The following is an 18,087-nucleotide window of genomic DNA, read 5'->3' as shown; positions in this document are numbered from 1 at the left end:
CAGCCCTTTTCTGTAGAACGCATTAAAAATGACAAGCAATTAATCAAAAACCTGGCTGTCAAATTTTTAATTCAGCATGCAGCGTTTTTGCCTACTTCCAAACCTGTTTTAGAAAGGCCGCTGCTACTGGGCTAGGCCAGCCAGCGCCGGCTCCCTACCCCCTCCCCAAGCGCCAACGCGCGGGCAAGCCGGGCTTTTGAATTTTAACAACAAAATGTAGGGGCCAACTTCGAAAACGGCCTAACTAGCTAGTCGGCAGCACCAAGGCCGGCCAGAATACAATAAATTTGCCGGGCAGCTGCCAGTTCTCGCGGTTAGATTAAATTTCTGCCCGCCGCTATCTTCTCCATGTTCCTACCCCCCAAGCCAGCGGCTGACGCCTCCAAGGCGGCACTTAATCGGGTGCCGGGCCGGGTTAGGGGCACTATAGGGGGCTGGCGGTGGTGCCTGACGGTGGTGCCGCTGCTCACGCTGGGGATTGGTATTATCCTGGGCACGAACCCCTTTCGGCCGCAGACGGAGAACCCTGAAGCCACGGCCCGCGGCTACCTGCGCTACAAGGAAATTCTGAGCTACATCGACCGCGACTACGTGGATTCAGTCGATGCCGATGGGCTCACCAACTACGCCGTGGCGCAGCTGCTGGGCAAGCTCGACCCGCACTCGGCCTATATTCGGGCGCAGGACCGGGAGCAGACCGACGCCTTTTTGCAAAGCAGCTTTGACGGGGTAGGGCTGGAATTCAACCTCTTCCGTGATACCGCTACGGTGGTGACGATGCAGCAGGCCGGCCCGGCCGCCACGGCCGGCTTGCTGCCCGGCGACCAGCTGCTGCGCGTGGGGCCTACCCCCGTGGCCGGCTACCACCTGAGCCAAGCCCACTTGGGGCAGCTGCTGCGCGGCCCGCGGGGCAGCAGCGTAAGCCTGACGGTGGCCCGGCCGCACCAGCCGCAGCCGTTGCGTTTTCAGTTCAACCGCGGGCGGCTGCCCAATGCGTCGGTCGAGCCGAGCGCGCTGCTGGACGATGGGCAGACGGGCTACATTAAGGTTAATCGCTTCGCGGCCACCACTTATGAAGAATTTAAGGCCCAGCTGGCCGACTTGCAGCGCCAGGGCCTGAAGCGCCTGGTGCTGGACCTGCGCGGCAACCCCGGCGGCTACCTCGACCGCGCCACCCGCCTGGCCGACGAGTTCATTGCCGGCTCGCGCAAAATCGTGTCCACGGTGGGCAAAGACGAGCAATACGCCTCCCAAACCTACGCCCACGTGGCCGGCGACTGGGAGCAGCCGCCACTGGTGGTGCTGGTGGATGAGAACAGCGCCTCGGCCGCCGAGGTGCTGGCCGGCGCGCTGCAAGACCACGACCGCGCGCTGCTGGTGGGCCGCCGCACCTTCGGCAAGGGCCTGGTGCAACAGCCTATTATGCTGCAAGATGGCGGTGAGCTGCGCCTCACGGTGGCGCGCTACTACACCCCGGCCGGCCGCTGCATTCAGAAGCCCTACGGCCCCGACCGCGCCGCCTACGACCACGAGCTGGCCGCGCGCCAGCAGCGCGGCGAGTTTGCCGCGGCCGACAGCGCGCAGTTTGCCGCGGGGCCGCGCTTTCACACCGACCACGGCCGGGTGGTGTACGGCGGCGGTGGCATTATGCCCGATGTGTTCGTGGCCCGCGATACGCTGCGCCAGGCGGCCTACTACCAGCGCCTGCAACGGGCCGGCGTGCCGCAAGCCTACGCGCTGGCCTTTTATCAGCAGCATAAAGTGGAACTGACGGGCCTGCGCTTCGCGCAGTACCAGGCCGTTTTTCGCGTCACCGATACCGAGCTGGATGGCCTGGCCCGGCTGGCCGCCCTGGCGGGACTGCGTCCCGACCTGGCCGCCCTGCGCCGTTGCGCGCCGGCCCTGCGCACGAGCCTCAAGGCCAGCATCGCGCACATTACCTACGGCCCCGAGGCAGCCAGCGCCATCTGGCGCGACGATGACCCGGAGCTGCAACAGGCGCTGCGCGTGGTGCGGGACAGCACCGCGCAGCTCGCGCTGCTGGGCGGGCATTAGGCCGGGCCGTCCGAGGCGGACTTGCTCAGGTCGGCCGGGTCGGGTCGGTGCTCCAGCAGGTCGGCGGGCTGGCAGTCCAGCGCCTGGCAAATGGCCGCTAAGGTGCTGAAGCGCACCGCTTTGGCTTTGCCGCTTTTGAGGATGGACAGATTGGCCAGCGTAATGTCCACGGTTTCGGCCAGGGCGCTCAGCGACATTTTGCGCCGGGCCAGCATCACGTCGAGGTTCACAATAATGGGCATCAGATGACAAGTTCGGCTTCCCGGCTTAGCTCGACGCCCCGCTGGTACACGGCCGCGATAATGAGCAGCATAAACCCCACGGCAACACTAGGAACCAAATCGTCAGTGTTGAGGCGCACGTAGTGACTGAGCGGTGCCGCTAGGCTGGCCACGCGGTAGGGTGGCACGAGCAGCCACACCAGGGCATAGGCCAGATAGCTCCACAGATGGAGCCCGAACACCAGCAGCGCCAACTGGCGCAGCCGCCGCGCGTTGGCCAGGGTGAAGGGGGTAGCGGGCGTCACGTCTTGCAGTAGCTTGAGCAGCAGCCAACTGCCTACGGCCAGTAGTAACAGCTCCGCCACCGACATGCTATCGTCCAACGCTCCCAGCGCTAGTAAGCCGACCCGCTTCCAGGCGCTGGGTTCGCGGTAGCGCAGTAGGGGCGCGCGAAGGTCAGTGGCCAGCTCAAAGTTTGCGGCGGCCGGGCGCGGGCTGGCCAGCGGCCCCCATGCGTCGCACGCCCGGCTCAGACAAACACCTCTAAATCCAGCGTCCATCTCGTACCAAAAACCACCCAGGTTGGGCCGGCTGGTATCGAGCTTTAGCCGGACTTCCGACGCGTTGGCTACATCATACGCCCGCCCGCACAGCGTCAAGGCTATAAAGCCCGAGCCAACCAGCGCAAACCACATCAGCGCCTTTGTGAAACGTAAAATGGAAGACAAGTAAGGGTAAGACATAAGGTGCAGCGCCTGAAAATACGCGCTGCAAAGAAAGTCATCTTTCATTGATAAACAGTAAATATTTTCCGATAAGCAAAAAATATTTATCGTTTATCTCCTATCCTATCGGTTGCGGCCGTACTGCTCGTGGCTGCTCACCCAGTCGCTGCTGCTGATGGCCGCGCCCAGGCTCAGCTCGCCGGCCAGCACCACCCCGGCCACGATTTCGGCAAACTTATAGACCGTGCCTGGCCCCACGCAGCCCAGCATCCGCAGGCATTCGTTTTGGGTGGCCAGGCCGGTGCCGCCGCCGTGGGTGGCCACGATGAGCGACGGAATGGTGATGTTAACGTACAGGTCGCCCTCTTTGGTCACTTCCGAGTAGAGCACGCCGGCGCTCGATTCGCTCACGTTGGCCACATCCTGGCCGGTGGCGATAAAGAGCGCCGTAATGCCGTTGGCCGAGTGCGCGCCATTGTTGTTGGCCCCGCTCAAAAAGGCACCCACGTTGCTCACCTGCCCGTGATAGGCGAGCTGCTCGGGCGTCACGCGCATGCGCTGTTGCAGCACGTCGCGCCGGACAACGGCTTCGGCCACCACGCGCTTGCCGCGGGTGCGCATCACGTTTATCTGGCTGGCTTTCTTGTCAGTAGCGAAGTTTGATTCGAGGTAAAAATTCCGAACCGGCGCGCCTTTATAATTCTCCAAAATCCAGGAGCAGGCCGCGAAAGTGGCCCTACCCACCATATTCTGGCCGGCCGCGTCGCCGGTCGAAAAGTTGAAGCGCAGGAACGCAAATTTATTGCTCAGGTAAGTATCGATGTATTGCATTCTGGCCACGCGCGAAGTGCTTTCGGCTTCGGGCCGAATCAGTTCCAGGCTCTCGGCCACCCAGCGGCCAAAGTCGCGGGCACCCCGCGCGTCATCAAACACGAACACCGGCGCGCGCTGCATCGCGTCGCCGATGACGGTGCATTTCACGCCGCCACACAGGTTAAGTACCTGGATGCCACGGTTGTAGCTAGCAACCAGCGTGCCTTCGGTGGTAGCCATTGGGATTAGAAACTCGCCCTGCGCGTGCTCGCCGTTCACGTGCAGCGGGCCGGCCAGGCCCACCGGCACCTGCGCTACCCCCATAAACTGCTCGCAGTTACCCTTTAGCTCGTGCGGGTCGAAGGAATAGTTTTTCAAGTGCTTGAATTCCTGCTCCGTAAACTGCTCGGCAAACCGCTGCCGGGCCTGAATGGCCGCTTCAGAATAGTCGTCTTCCTCCGAGCGCGGAATGCGCACCCGGCCGTCCTGGCTCACGATGGCATCTTCTACCTCCACGCTCAGCTCGCCAAAGGCATCGGTGCTGAACTCGGCCCGGAGCTGGTGAATGCCTTCGGCCAGCGCGGGCGTAGCCAGCACGAAAGTAATGGTGCGGCCCACCGGCAGCTCAATCGCCTGGCTGTCAGCGTCCAGGCTGGCACCCGGCCGCCGCTCGCTACCCCCCAGGTCAAGCTGAATGTGGGTGGCTGGCACTATCACCTCCCCGATTCTCACCTGCCTGAGGCCCGTCAGCCGCGCCGTGTCGAGGCGGTTTTTGATGCTGAACGCTACCCCCTGCCCCTCGGGCAAGTTGCGGAGGCTGCCCCGGTTGTAGAGCAGTTTGAGGAGCATGGGGCTGGGGGTGAACATCATGGGTAGGGCGGGCTGAGGGAGTGAGAGAAGGTGCCGAATAAAGCGCGACAGCTAGCGTACGTTGGCCGGCCCGGCGGGGGTAGGCGCGCTGATTTAATTTTAATAGGACTACCGCCATCTTATGCGGCGGCTAAGAGGAGAATAAATGTCTGTGCCCATCAATACGAGTCAATGCTACTACTAAATTGACTTATTAAGACCAAAGCTGCGCCCGTTGGCCCAAAAAGGCACCCGGTTTTGCCCAAAAATTGGGCTTCCTCCCAAACCTCTACCGAGCACAGTGGTTATAGGCCGCGCGGCACCTCCCAAGAACGCTACGTTTCATGCCCTTGCCACGTAGTGCTACCGTATCTTTGCCCTTTCATTCGAATCCCAGGGCAGCCGGGAGTTCTTTCCGCCAGCTTTTCCCTCTATGGCATCCTTATCCGATTATCCGCGCTTCACTCTCGGCCAGGAACTGACGGCCGAACAGCGGGCTTTCTTTTCTAAATACGGGTTTCTGCATTTCCGGCCCTTTGCTTCCCCCGAGCAAGTGCAGATGTACCTGAAAGCCACGCAGCAGGTGCAAGCCAACTGGCTGGCTCACAAGGTAGATAAGGTAAATGGCGTTCCCATTAAATATGGGAAGGACGTTGATGGCTCGCCCATCGTGCAGCGCTTTGCCTTTGCCTCGCAGCACAGCCCCGTGCTGCACGAGCTGCTGCAGGACCCCCGCTTCGAGGCGCTGTTTCCGCTGCTCGAAACGTCCAAAGGGCGCGTGGGCGAAAACGAGCGCGATGGCCTGGTGGTGAACCACTACGTGAACGTCGAAGGCTCCGAATTCAGCCAGATGGGCTGGCACACCGACTCGCTGCGCGATGTTTTTTACGGCAAGCGCATCCGGCCCATGCTCAACGTGGGCCTGCACCTCGACGGCACCAAAGCCACCAACGGCGGCCTGCGCGTGATTCCCGGCACCCATCGCCAGGGCCTGGGCAAGATGCTGTTTCGTAAAAAATACTACAAGGACGTTTTCTACGACCCCAACGAAGTGGCCGTGGAAACCGAGCCCGGCGACCTCACCGTGCACGACGGCCGCATGTGGCACCGCGTGGCGCAGTCGCCGCTGGTGGGGGCCGAGTCACGCCGCCGCGTCATGTATTTGCCCATCATCGGGGGCAAGTATCAGCCCAAAAGCGAAGAGAGCCCTACCCCCTTCTACCTGCGCTTCCTGCACTTGGTAAAATAGCTACGCGCAACCCGGCAATGCTGGCCGGTATCGTTTATGCCCTACTCCTTGCAAAGGGGGTAGGGTTTTTTGTTTGGTAATGAGCATGTTGCAAAACCCGAAGCAGTAGACTTCGAGCACTTGCCCAGCAATAAGCAAAAACGCGCTTTTAGACCACTAAATCGGGTTGAAAGCGCAGCGGCAAAACAAATGATACGATTCCTACAAATGACATAATTTTGCACGTCAGCTTATTTCACTGATTAACAACATTTTATTTTCAAAAAGCGAAAAGTAAGTGGCTACTTACCCAAAAAGGTGAGCTAACACTCACCACGTTTTATTATTTTGTCGTAATATTGCTCCCGCTACCAGCTAACGAGTCCCACCCGGTTGCCTGGTAGCAGCCTACTCCATACACTACCAGCCAGCTGTCGTCCCACCCCGGCTGGTTTGCTACACAACACTAGCCAGCTGTTGTCCCACCCCAGTTGGCTTCACTCTCACACTCTGACAACCGGCCGTTGTCCCACCCCGGCTGGTTTCATCTCACACTCTGCTTACCCAGTCGTCGTCCCACCCCGCCTGGTTTACGTATCCCTACCCCGCCCCGGCCTGGTAGAGTCCGAAGTTTTTCAGCCGGCCGATTTGGTAATTCCAAATCGGCCGGTTTCTTTTTGGCAGTGAAGACGTTAGGCCGCCTTACGTGCGTTAAAGCGGCCTAACGCACGGCTGACCGGCATTTATGCCCGAACTTTGCCCTCATCCATTGCCTACGGCTGGCCCGCCGCCCTACCCCCCTTTGCTCCGCGTATGATTACCCGCCGCCAACACATTGCCAATGTGGCGCTGCAACTCTTTGGGGATAAAGGATTTGAGAATACTTCCACCCAACAGATTGCCAAGGCTGCCGCCGTTTCGGAAGCCCTTATCTTCAAGCATTTCGGCTCAAAGGACCAATTGCTCGATTTCGTAGTTAAGAGTGGTTATCAGCGCATTATCGAGCATAACCGGGGCGGCTTGACCGAAACTGACCCGCTGACGTTCATTCACAGCGTCATCGACCTGCCCTACAAGCTGGTGCTGGAGGAGCCCGCTTTCTGGAAGCTTCAGTACCGCCTGGCCGACCACGACACCGCCCAGCAGCAGCACGAGCGCTTTATGCGGCCCGTGCCCACGCGCCTGCAAGCGGCCTTTGAGCAGCTCGGCTACCCCGAGCCCGACAAAGAAACGCGCCTGCTACTGCTGCTAATTGAGGCCCTGTGGAAGATTGAGGCCAACAAAACCGACGAGCACGTGCGCGAAATGCTCGACTTTATCAAACGTAAGTACGAAGTGCAGCGCTAGGCGCGGCACATGGTGGCGATTGACCCGCGCATAAGTCGTGGTAAGCCCCGGCGCGCCCGTGTCGGGCACAACCAGGGGGTAGGGAGCTGAATGGTCCCGGCGGGACGCGGCGCTCCCCTGCTTGTACGGCCGCCCGGCCGGCGCGGTCGGGCTACCCTCCAAAAACAAGCCGCCGCTCCGGGGGCGGAGCGGCGGCTTGGGGCGCGGATACGGGGCGGTTGCGGGGGGGTAGGGAGCGGGCAGGTCAGCGCCCACCCGGCCCTACGGCTGCACCTTGGCTTGCTCGTCCTCGGTGGGCTGGTGCTTTTTGCCGGTCGTCACGGCTTTGGCGTAGGCGAAGGCGCGCACGAGGAAGTTGCCGGGCGAGTCCCAGTACTCGCCGCCCTCAATCTCGACCTTAATAAGGGCAATGTTGGGGTCGTCGCTGCCCTTGGGGAAGAAGCCGCGGAAGTCCTCGCGCCACAGGTCTTTAATCTTGTTCTTGTCCTCGACCACCTCGCCGGTGCCGGCGATGGTGACGTAGGTCGCCTTGTCGAGGTCGGCGTAGCCGAGGCCCACCTGCGGGTTGGCGCGCAGCTCGGTCACCTTCTGCGCGTCCTTCTCGGTGAAGAACCAGAGGGCCTGGTCCTTGCCTGGCTCGCAGGTGTACATGGGGCGGCCGTGCAGGCGGCCGTTGGCCTCCAGGGTGGTCATGGTGGCGTACTTGACCTCCTTGATTTTCTCAAGGAGCTTGCTGATGTCGTGGATGACGGGGACTTGCTCGGCCATTGGAAAAGGAACGCTAAAGGGTGAGGGGAAAGCGGCTATAGGGGCGTTGCCCGGCGCTTTGTTGCCGTGGTTCGCGCCGGGGCGCGCCTTTTTCCTACCCCCCCCACCGGCCCAAGCGCCAGCGTAAGCCCCCTCCTTGCCCTTCAAGTTCAGGAGGGTAGCGGCCAGCCCACCCAACACCGCCGCCACCGGGTCTTTCCCCAAAAGCCAGCCCCCGGCAGCCGCATCCTGGCCCCGGCCGTATGCAGGGCCTATGCCGCCCCCTACCCCCCGCGCCCGCCCCAACCTGACCAAGGGACCCATCCTGCCGACCCTGCTCAAGCTGGCGGGTCCCATCGTCTTTGGCAACTTCCTCCAGACCGGCTACCAGCTGGTGGATGCCTATTGGGTGGGCCGCCTGGGGGCCAATGCCGTGGCGGCCGTGGCCGTCAGCTTCCCCGTCAACTTCCTGCTCATTGCCCTGGGCTCGGGCTTCTCGGTGGCGGGCTCGGTGCTGGTGGCCCAGAACGCGGGCGCGCGCAACCAGGGCATGGTCAACCACGTGGCGGTGCAGGGGCTGATTTTGGCCGTGTCATTCGCGGCGCTGCTGAGCGTGGGGGCGTATGTCGGCTCGCCGCTCATTCTGCGGCTGATGGGGGTAGGGCCCGACATATTCACCCTCGCCAACGCCTTCCAGCGGGTGCTGTTCCTGGGGCTGGCCTTCAACTTCGGCTTCCTCATGTTCCAGTCGCTCATGCGGGGGGTAGGCGAAGTCAAGATTCCGCTCTACATCAACCTGGCCACGCTGGCGCTCAACTTCGGGTTGGACCCGCTCTTTATCTACGGCTGGGGGCCGCTGCCGGCGCTGGGCGTGGAGGGCACGGCCACGGCCACCGTCTGCACGCAGGTGCTGAGCGTGTTGGTAGGCTTATACATCCTAATGCGGGGCCGGGCGGGCATCCGGCTCAGCTTTGCCGGCTACCGGCCCGACTGGACCCTGCTGCGCCAGATGCTGCGCCTGGGCGGCCCTTCGTCCATTGACCTCTCGGCGCGGGCGCTCGGCATTTCCATGCTCACGACCCTGGCGGCCGGCTTCGGCACCGAAGTCCTGGCCACCTATGGCATCGGCTCGCGCATCGTGGCGCTGGCTATCATCCCGGCGCTCGGCATCTCGCTGGCCTGCTCCACGCTGGTGGCCCAGAACGTGGGGGCGCGCAACCTGCCCCGCGCCCTGCGCACGGCCAACTACGCGCTGGGCGTGAGCTTCGTCACGCTGCTGGCCCTGGGCGGCACCATCTGGCTGGTGGCTAAGCCGCTGGTAGGCTTCTTTATCAGGGGCGATGCGCGCGTGGCCGCCGAGGCGGTGGGCTTTGTGCGCATCGCGGCGGGCAGCCTCTGCTTCGCGGGGGTGCAGCAAACGGTGTCGGGGGCCTTTCGGGGGGTAGGGAACACCTTTTCGGCCATGCTGCTGACCATTACCGGCAGCTGGGTCATCCAGTTTCCGGTGGCCTGGTACTTGTCGCACCACACGGCGCTGGGCTTTCGGGGCATCTGGTGGTCGTTCGTGGTGGCCAACGTCTGCATCTCGCTGGTGGCGGGCATCTGGTACCTGCGGGGCGGCTGGTATGGCCAGGACCTGGCCACGGCGGTGGCCTCGCCGGTGGCCGCCGCCGTGGTCCAGGAAGAAGAGCCGGGGTAGCCCACCCGCTACGCCAACAGCCCAGCCACCTCGCGGCGGCCGGGCTATCTGGTCTTTGGCTTCTTCGCTGTGGGCACTTACTCCACCGTGAGGCGCACGGCGCGGGTGCCGCTGCGCACCACGTACACGCCGGCGGGCGGCCAGCCCGCACGGGCCGCCCGCCCGGTGGCGGTAGTGGTTCTTTTCATAGCGAACAACAGAGGGAATAAGGACGGCACTCCGGGCCAGCCCCATCGACCGATGAGAAACAGCCACGATATCCTTAGAAGAAAGGTGCTTATGAGCGCCAGATGCAGGGTACTTTTCTCACTTTCCCTATAGCCTAAACAAGCCAAAACGATTCCAAGCAGGCTCTAGCACTGCCCCAGGCCGACCCCAACGGCCCCACCCGGCCGCCCACCAAAACGCCCGGCCGCCGCGAGGCAACCGGGCGCTGGCCGGACGGACAGACGAGCCACCACCTACCCCTACTGCACGATGCGGAACGCGGCCGTGCTCCACTGCAAGGGGCCGGTGTTGTTCCAGGCGGCGCACTCCACACCGTAGGCCGTGCCGCTGTCGAGGGCATCGAGGAGGACCTTGGGCTCGCGGGTGAGGCAGAAGCGGTAGCAGTAGCCAGCGGCCAGGTCTTCGGGGGCCGTGTCTTTGGGGAAGACGCGCCAGGCGTAGGCATACATGCCGGCCTGGATATCGACGCTGGCCGTGAGGGTGCGGGGGCTGGGGCCGTCGAGCAGGGCCAGGCCCGTGATGGGCAGGCTGGTTTGGCGCGGCGTGGTTTCGGCCTTGGTGAGCGGGAAGTTAGCGGCGGCCCACAGGTCGGGGCGGGCGGGGGTAGCGCCGGTGGCGTAGGCACTCAGGGCCTTGAAGGCAGCCTCGGCCTGGGCGCGCAGGTAGTCGCGCTGCTGGGTGGCGGCCTTGAGGCCGGTCTTCATGGCCTTGGCGGCTTCGGCCAGCTGGCCGAGCAGGCCCTTCAACTCGGCCAGGGGTTGCGGGGGCTTGTCGTAGCTGGCGTTGGCAGCCACGCCGGCCAGAATGTTTTCGCCTAGGTCAATAAAGTCCTGGTCGATGTAGCCGCTGTAATTGGTAGCAATAGTCTGGGGTCGCGTCATTTGGTGGGTTGATAGAAGAAAAGGAATAACCTGGCACCCCGCCAGCTAGGAGCGGGCTTGCACCTGAAAGCCCCGCAGGGCGAAAGGTAAAGTAAGCTCCGGCATAAATCCCTTCATCAACTCGTCATTATTCTATCATTCCAGCATTTTCCTGGCTTTCTCCTATTCAGCCGGCTGGTTGTCAGCCGGCCGGCCGTTTGCCTGCCCGGCCGGCTGACCTTTGTCCGCGGCGAGGACGAGGTTATTGGTAACGCGAACAGCCTTACCCCCGTCGGGAGTAAGGCTGTTGGCAGCGGGGATAAGGTTGTTCGCGCCGGGAGCGAGGTTGTTTGCGCCGGAAGCGAGGTTGTTCGCGCCAGGGGTAAGGTTGTTCGCGCCGCCAACAGCTTTACCCCTGCTGCCAACAGAGGCGAGCAGCAGGATGCGGGGCCTACCCCCGCCCGGCAGGGCTGCGTGGGTGTGGCGGCCGGATGCCAGGGGCCAACAGGATGCGGAGGGCGGCTTACCGCAGCCGGCGACCCGCAGCTAGGCCGGCCCGTTGGTGGCGCGCCGCGTCAGGAAGGCCGCCACCCAGTAGGCCAGCCAGGCAAAAAGCGGGGCGGCCAGCACGTCGTAGGTATAATGCACGCGCTGCACCAGCACCAGCACGCCCACCAGCACCATCAGCACGGCCAGGCCGCGCCGCCACCAGCCGCGCGCCGCCAGGGCCAGCAGGGCCACCGTGGAGGTGTGGCCCGAAAAAAACAGGTCCTTGGTAATGGCCTCGCTGGGGCTGGTGTGAAAGAGCCGGGCCAGCAGCGGGTCGGACAGGGGCAGAATGTCCAGGGGCGGCACCAGCGGCACCAGCCAGATGGTGAGCATCCGCATGAGCAGCAGCAGCAACAGCGCCCAGAGGCCGCGCAAAAACAGCCGGGGGTGGACCAGCAGCCAGCCCACGCCCACCACCACCGCCCCGTACATGAGCACGAAAATGAGGGTGCCCACGTCGTGGTGGGGCAGCAGGCGCAGCAGCGGGTCGGGCAGCAGCAGCCCACCGGACCGCTGCTGAATGTGTTGAAAGAAGCCTGGCACCAGCGGCACCAGCCCCCCAAACAGCAGCACCAGCAGCAGCAGCCAGCTCCGGCGGTTGGCCGGCATTGCCAGCTCTTCGGCCCAGCGCGCGCGCAGGGAGGGGCGAGCGGCCACCACCGAAGAAGCGACGGCGGGCGGCGCGGAAGAAGCGGAAACGTGCATGGCGCTACGGAGTTAAAACGGGCCGGGGGTAAGAAGGCAAAAGTACGCCCCGCCGCGCCAGCCGGCCAAGGCCAGCGGGGCGGCGGGCGCGTTGAAGCCGGGGCCGCGGCCGGCCGGGGCGGCAAAGCGGGGCCGGGCAGTACCTTGGAGGCCATGAAAAACGCTACCCCCCTCTTGCTGGCCGGCCTTGGGCTGGCCCTGGCCGCCCCCGCCGCCCACGCCCAAAACGCCGCCCTCGATGCCCGCATCGCGCAGCTCGCCGCCACCGAGCAGCTCAAAGTGGTGGCCTGGCGGCGCGACATTCACGAGCACCCCGAGCTGGGCAACGAGGAAACCCGCACCGCCGCCCTCATCGCCACCGAGCTGAAGCGCCTGGGCCTGGAGGTGCAAACCGGCGTGGCCCGCACCGGCGTGGTGGGCATTCTGAAGGGGGGCAAGCCCGGCCGCGTCGTGGCCTTGCGCGCCGACATGGACGCCCTACCCCTCACCGAAACCAGCGGCCTGGCCTTTGCCAGCACCGTCAAGACCGTGTACCTGGGCCAGCCCGTGGGAGTGATGCACGCCTGCGGCCACGACACCCACGTGGCCATGCTGCTGGGCGCGGCCGAGGTGCTGAGCCAGGTGAAGAAGGACCTGCCCGGCACCGTCAAGTTTATCTTTCAGCCCGCCGAAGAAGGGTCGCTGCCCGGCGTGGTGGGCGGGGCCAAGCTCATGGTGGAGGATGGCGTGCTCGATAAGCCCAAGGTGGATGCCGTGTTTGGGCTGCACATCAATGCCTTGACTCCGGTGGGCACTTTGAAATACCGCCCCGGTGGCGAAATGGCCAGCTCCGACCGCTTCACGGTGAAAGTGCTGGGTAGGGGCGCGCACGGGGCCAAGCCCTGGGCCAGCGTGGACCCGGTGGTGACGCTGGCCGAGATTGTCACGGCCCTGCAAACCATCGTGAGCCGGCAGATTGACCTGACCCAGGACGCCGCCGTGGTGACGGTGGGCACCTTGCAGGCCGGCGTGCGCTACAACATCATTCCGCCCGATGCCACGCTCAGCGGCACCATCCGGGCGTTCAGCCCCAAAACGCAGGAGCAAATCTGGGCGGCCATCAAGCGCACGGCCACCGGCATCGCGGCCGCCAACGGCGCGACGGCCGAAGTCACCATCGAGCCCTACGTGCCCGTTACCTATAACGACCCCGCCCTCACGGCCCGCATGCTCCCTACCCTCCAGCGCACGGCCGGCGTTGCCAACGTGACCGAGATAAAAGCCGTGACCGGGGCCGAGGACTTCGCCTGCTACCAGGAGAAAGTGCCCGGCCTGTTCTTCTTCCTGGGCGGCATGACGCCCGGCACCGACCCCGCCACCGTGGCCGACCACCACACCGCCGGCTTCAGGATAGATGAAAACGCCTTTCCGCTGGGCGTGAAAACGCTGGCCACTATGGCCGCCGACTACCTCACGGGCAAGTAGCGCGGGTGGGGTAAGCTTGAGCTGGCCGGGTGAGAGGTGCGGTAAGCTTGAGCTGGCCGCCGCGGCACCCACGCGCCTTTACGCCCGGCAGGCCAAGGCCTACCTTCCACTTCCACGGCCAGCTCAAGCTTACCGCACACGCTTTTAGTCATTGTGGATGAGCAGTTTCCCTTTGGCTTTGCTCAGGCTGTACTCCACTTTGAGCGTGAGGGTAGCGAAATTGTCGGTCGAGCCGGGGTTGCCGCGCTGGCTCACGTCATCGAGCAGGTCGGTGGTGGTGAAGAAGTAGAGCGCCTCGGCCGTGAACGCCAGGCGCGGGCTGGCCCGCAGCGTGACGCCGCCGCCCACGGGCAGCACGGCCGCCAGGCCAGGATAAGTATTGTTCCCTTCGGGAAGCAGCGCAATGCCATACCGGCTCGCGCTGGGGTTGAACAGCGTGGCCCCGACCCCCGCGCTGAGAAACACCAGCACCGGCACTTCCTTGTGCTTGGGGCCGATGAGCATGCTCTTATCGGCAAATAAGTTGTAGCGCAGGAGCGTGGTCAGCAGCGCGTTGTTGCTGCTAAACGCGTAGCCCCGCTGGGGGTAGATATCCTTGGCCGCCAGGTGCAGGTAGCTCAGGTCGAGCGCGAAGGTGAGGTGCGGGCTCAGCGTTTTGGCCAGGCCCACGTTGAGGCCCACTTTGAAGCTGTTGTCGGTGAGGCGGTTGGTGAGGTCGCCGTTATAATAAGCCAGGTTGACGCCCGCGTTCAGGCGCAGCGGCAGGCGGTGGTAGGGCTGGTTATCGGGGGTAAGGAAGCGGCGCGGGGCGTGGTAGCCGGGAGGCCCGGCCACGGCGGCCAGGTTGGCACTCAGTAAGGCACTCAGTAGAAGAAAACGCATGGGGTGAAAGCTAGTGGCCAGCGGCTGGCGCGGGAAGTGTGGCAAGATAGCTGGCGCATACGGCGGATGCCGCCCGGCCGTTGGCCCGGCGGCGGCCCGGCGGCCGGGGCAGTATCTTGCGGCCAGTATTTTGGCTCTCCTCATGACTATTCGTTTTTCCCTGCCCTACCGCACCACCTACGGCCAGCGCCTGGTGCTGTGCGGTTCGCTACCTGCCCTGGGCAACTGGCAGCTGGCCGACGCCCTGCCCCTGCACTACGACGAGGCCACCACCCGTTGGAGCGCCGAAATAGACGTGCCCGCCGGTGCCGGCCCCGCCATTTTGTATAAGTACGTGCTGCTGTTTGAGGGCGGCGGCGTGGTGTGGGAGTGGGGCGACAACCGCGCCCTACCCCTGCCCACCGGCCCGGCCTACGCCCACCAGGAAGTGCGCGACTTCTGGCGCGCCCCGGCCGAGGCTGATAACGAGCTGTTCACGGCGGCCTTCACCAAGGCGCTGTTTCGCCGGCCCGGCCACGCGCCCGGCAGCGGCAGCGCTACCCCCGCGCCGGCCGGCAAGGGCAAAAAAGCCGCGCCGGCTACCGTGCGCTTTGGGCTGGCCGCCCCGCGCGTGGACCCGCACCACCAGGTGTGCGTGCTGGGCTCGGACCCGGCCCTGGGCGGCTGGGACAATACTCACCCATTCATTCTGTCGGATGCCGCCTACCCCACCTGGCAGGCCGAGCTGACGCTGAAAAACCCGGCCGCCGAGCTGCGCTACAAATACGGCTTCTGGGACCCCAGCCGGCACGCGGTGGTGCAGCTCGAAACCGGCGACGACCGGGTGCTGCCCGCCGGCACGGCCGCGCCCGGCACGCTCACGGCCCTGCACGACGAGGGCTTTCGCTACGCGGCCCGGCCCTGGCGCGGGGCCGGCGTGGCCATGCCCGTGTTCTCGCTGCGCAGCGAGAAAGGCCTGGGCGTGGGCGAGTTTTCGGACCTGAAGCTGCTCATCGACTGGGCCGAAAAGACGGGCCTCAACCTGGTGCAGATTCTGCCCATCAACGACACTACGGCTACCCACACCTGGGTCGATTCCTACCCCTACGCCGCCATCTCGGTGTTTGCGCTGCACCCGCAGTACCTGCACCTCAACGGCATTGCCGAGCTGAAGGATAAGGTCGCCCGCGCCGAGCTGGCCAGGCTGCGCGAGGAGCTGAACGCCAAGGACTTCGTGGACTACGAGCCCGTGATGAACGCCAAGTGGAAGTTTCTCAAGCTCTTGTATCAGCAGGAGAAGAAGAAATTCCTGGCCGACCCCGAGTTCCAGAAATTCCGCGCCGAGCAGGCCGCTTGGCTGATTCCCTACGCGGCGTTTTCGGCCCTGCGCGAACGTTTCGGCACCGCCGACTACCACCAGTGGCCCACGGAGTTCCGCACGCCGCGCGACCTTGACCAGCTGACGGCCGAAAGCGCGCCCGACTTCGACGAGTTTGGCCTGCACTTCTTCACCCAGTTTCACCTCGACCACCAGCTGCGCGCCGCCGTGGACTACGGCCGCCGCCGGGGGGTAGTGCTCAAGGGCGACCTGCCCATCGGCATCTACCGCCACTCGGTGGACGCCTGGACCCGGCCCGAGCTGTTTCACCTCGACCAGCAGGCCGGCGCGCCGCCCGACGACTTCTCGACCACCGGCCAGAACTGGCGCTTCCCGACCTACGACTGGGCGCGCATGGCCCAGGACGACTACCAGTGGTGGCGCGAGCGCCTGAGCCACCTGGCCCGCTACTTCGACGCGCTGCGCATCGACCACATTCTGGGCTTCTTCCGCATCTGGGAAATGCCCGAAAACTCGGTGCAGGGCCTGCTGGGTCACTTTTCGCCGGCCCTACCCCTGCACCGCGACGAGGTGCAGCGCCGCCTGGGCTGGTTCGACTACGGCCGGTTGTGCGAGCCCTACATTCGCTGGCACCTGCTGGAGCAAACCTTCGGCGACGACGCCCAGGCCGTGTTCGACGAGTTTATGGTGGCCGACCAGTACGGCGCCATTCAGCTCCGGCCCGCGGTGGCCAGCCAGCGCCAAATCGAGTCATATACCGCTGCGCAAATTGCCGCTCAGCCCGCGCGCGCCGACTTCCTGCGGCGCGTGCAGCCCGGCTTGTATCACTTTGTGAATGAAGTACTTTTCCTGCCTGCTGGCAACGACTTCTACCATCCGCGCATCACGCTCAACAAGACGGCCAGCTTCGCCGAGCTGGCCGATGATGAGAGCCGGCGCCGGCTCTACGACGACATCTACGTGGACTTCTTTTTCCGCCGCAACGACGAGTTCTGGCGCGAGCAGGGGCTCATCAAGCTGCCCGCCGTGCGCTACGCCACCGACATGCTCATCTGCGGCGAGGACCTGGGCATGGTGCCCGCTTCGGTGCCCGGCGTCATGCACCAGCTCGGCATTCTGGGCCTGAATATCCAGCGGATGCCCTCGAACCCCGCCACCGAGTTTGGCCACCCCAACGACGCGCCCTACCTCTCGGTGGTGACCACCGGCAGCCACGACATGAGCACCCTACGCGGCTGGTGGGAAGAGGACCACGTGCGCACCCAGCGCTACTACGAAACCATGCTGGGCCACTGGCGCCAGCTCGCGCCCTACTACTGCGAGCCCTGGGTGGTGCGCGAAGTGCTCAACCAGCACCTCCATTCCCCGGCCATGTGGGCCATTTTCCCGCTCCAGGACTTCCTGGGTATGGACACGCAGCTGCGCCGCCCCAACCCGCACGACGAGCAAATCAACGTGCCCAGCAACCCCCAGCACTTCTGGAAGTACCGCCTGCACCTGACCCTCGAAGAGCTCAGCGATGCCGCAGGGCTCAACGAGCCCATCCGGGCAATGGTGGAGGCCAGCGGCCGGGGAGTAGTGAGTTGAGAGTTGAGAATTAAGAGTTAAGAATTAAAAAGGGGGCTTGCCGACGGTTGAGAACGTCGGCAAGCCCCCTTTTTAATTCTTAACTCTTAATTCTCAACTCTTAACTTAATCACTCGCCCAGCGACATCTGGCGCAGGTAGGCGCGCACCTTGGAGGTAGCCTCCAGCTCGCGGAACTGCCGCAGTTGCTCGGGCGAGAGCAGGTGGCTGGCTACCAGCTGAAACTGCGTGCGCTCAGCGGGCAGCTCGGCGGCTACTTCGGCGGCCGGGTGATTGGCGGCCTGCACCGCCAGGTAGTTGATTTCCTGGTCCAGGTAAGCGGTGAGGGAAGTGCGTTGCTCGGCCGTGAGGTCGAGGCGGGCGCGGCACACCTGCACGAACTGCCCGGCGGCGGCGGCCGGGCTCAGCACGGTGGTGGGGGGGGTAGCAGCCAGGGCGGGCGCGGCGGCAGCTAGCAAGCCGCTCAGCAGCCAGGTGGAAAAGGGAGAGCGCATAGGGCAGGCAGGAGGGGAAAGTGTGAAGAAACGCGGCGGTTACATAGCACGGCTTATGCCCGGACGTGCCTGGCACAGGCCAACACCAGGAAAAGCCGTCGGGACACCTAAGCATCGGCGCTTATCCTGCTACGTGCTTTTTACGCCCCGCAGTGGTAAAGCTAAACACGAGAACGCGGATAAATTCTATTTTTTCTTGAAAAATAAATTTATTCAATTTGGCCCTCACCTAATGTGCGAAAATTTCTTCTAAAATTTTACATTCATTTTTTGTTTAGTTTTATAGTTTTTCCATTATGAAAAATTAATTAAAATAA

The 18,087-nt window shown here is 64.0% G+C and carries 14 protein-coding genes; 6 read left to right on the top strand and 8 right to left on the bottom strand.

The genetic code is table 11. From position 1 onward, the window contains the following. Positions 1-402 precede the first annotated feature (402 nt). On the top strand, positions 403-2,055 hold the full coding sequence (locus tag A0257_15740; protein ID AMR29803.1) for a peptidase S41: 1,653 nt from the start codon (positions 403-405) through the stop codon (positions 2,053-2,055). On the opposite strand, the gene A0257_15735 is transcribed toward A0257_15740, so the two are convergent. From A0257_15735 to A0257_15725, 3 genes are all read right to left on the bottom strand, one after another. Beyond that, positions 2,052-2,297, bottom strand: a complete 246-nt coding sequence (locus A0257_15735; GenBank protein AMR28398.1) for a transcriptional regulator — start codon at positions 2,295-2,297, stop codon at positions 2,052-2,054. The genes A0257_15740 and A0257_15735 overlap by 4 nt on opposite strands. After that, positions 2,297-2,971, bottom strand: coding sequence for a hypothetical protein (locus tag A0257_15730; protein ID AMR28397.1), 675 nt, complete (start codon positions 2,969-2,971; stop codon positions 2,297-2,299). The genes A0257_15735 and A0257_15730 overlap by 1 nt, the downstream gene beginning before the upstream one ends. A gap of 153 nt (positions 2,972-3,124) precedes the next feature. Continuing rightward, a complete protein-coding gene (locus A0257_15725) occupies positions 3,125-4,681 on the bottom strand; it encodes a hydroxymethylglutaryl-CoA reductase (GenBank protein ID AMR29802.1) in 1,557 nt (518 codons plus the stop codon). Positions 4,682-5,096: 415 nt separating this feature from the next. Between A0257_15725 and A0257_15720 the strand changes: the two genes are divergently transcribed. Both A0257_15720 and A0257_15715 read left to right on the top strand, forming a co-directional pair. Next, positions 5,097-5,912, top strand: a complete 816-nt coding sequence (locus A0257_15720; protein AMR28396.1) for a phytanoyl-CoA dioxygenase — start codon at positions 5,097-5,099, stop codon at positions 5,910-5,912. A 792-nt stretch (positions 5,913-6,704) separates the two neighbouring features. Continuing rightward, positions 6,705-7,238, top strand: coding sequence for a hypothetical protein (locus A0257_15715; GenBank protein AMR28395.1), 534 nt, complete (start codon positions 6,705-6,707; stop codon positions 7,236-7,238). Positions 7,239-7,499: 261 nt separating this feature from the next. Here A0257_15715 and A0257_15710 read toward each other — a convergent pair whose 3' ends face one another. Beyond that, entirely contained in the window at positions 7,500-8,210 is a 711-nt protein-coding gene (locus A0257_15710; GenBank protein AMR28394.1) for a hypothetical protein, read from the bottom strand. 49 nt (positions 8,211-8,259) lie between these two features. Between A0257_15710 and A0257_15705 the strand changes: the two genes are divergently transcribed. Continuing rightward, entirely contained in the window at positions 8,260-9,684 is a 1,425-nt protein-coding gene (locus A0257_15705) for a hypothetical protein (protein ID AMR28393.1), read from the top strand. 467 nt (positions 9,685-10,151) lie between these two features. On the opposite strand, the gene A0257_15700 is transcribed toward A0257_15705, so the two are convergent. Then, positions 10,152-10,793: a hypothetical protein gene (locus tag A0257_15700; GenBank protein ID AMR28392.1), complete on the bottom strand. Its 642-nt coding sequence runs from the start codon at positions 10,791-10,793 to the stop codon at positions 10,152-10,154. A gap of 525 nt (positions 10,794-11,318) precedes the next feature. Beyond that, a complete protein-coding gene (locus A0257_15695) occupies positions 11,319-12,026 on the bottom strand; it encodes a hypothetical protein (protein ID AMR28391.1) in 708 nt (235 codons plus the stop codon). Between the two features lie 153 nt (positions 12,027-12,179). Here A0257_15695 and A0257_15690 point away from each other — a divergent pair, with 153 nt between their 5' ends. Continuing rightward, positions 12,180-13,490, top strand: a complete 1,311-nt coding sequence (locus A0257_15690) for an N-acyl-L-amino acid amidohydrolase (protein ID AMR28390.1) — start codon at positions 12,180-12,182, stop codon at positions 13,488-13,490. Between the two features lie 144 nt (positions 13,491-13,634). Here the strand turns inward: A0257_15690 and A0257_15685 are convergent, their stop codons facing one another. Further along, the gene (locus A0257_15685; GenBank protein ID AMR28389.1) at positions 13,635-14,372 is read right to left on the bottom strand and encodes a hypothetical protein; all 738 of its coding nucleotides are present in this window, start codon (positions 14,370-14,372) and stop codon (positions 13,635-13,637) included. A 142-nt stretch (positions 14,373-14,514) separates the two neighbouring features. Between A0257_15685 and A0257_15680 the strand changes: the two genes are divergently transcribed. Next, positions 14,515-17,277, top strand: a complete 2,763-nt coding sequence (locus A0257_15680; GenBank protein AMR28388.1) for a hypothetical protein — start codon at positions 14,515-14,517, stop codon at positions 17,275-17,277. 109 nt (positions 17,278-17,386) lie between these two features. Here A0257_15680 and A0257_15675 read toward each other — a convergent pair whose 3' ends face one another. Further along, positions 17,387-17,770, bottom strand: coding sequence for a hypothetical protein (locus tag A0257_15675; GenBank protein ID AMR28387.1), 384 nt, complete (start codon positions 17,768-17,770; stop codon positions 17,387-17,389). Between the last annotated feature and the right edge of the window lie 317 nt (positions 17,771-18,087).

The organism is Hymenobacter psoromatis, from assembly GCA_001596155.1.
Classification (GTDB): domain Bacteria; phylum Bacteroidota; class Bacteroidia; order Cytophagales; family Hymenobacteraceae; genus Hymenobacter.
Note: the sequence above shows the minus strand (reverse complement) of the source record. Positions and strands in the feature narration are given on the sequence as shown.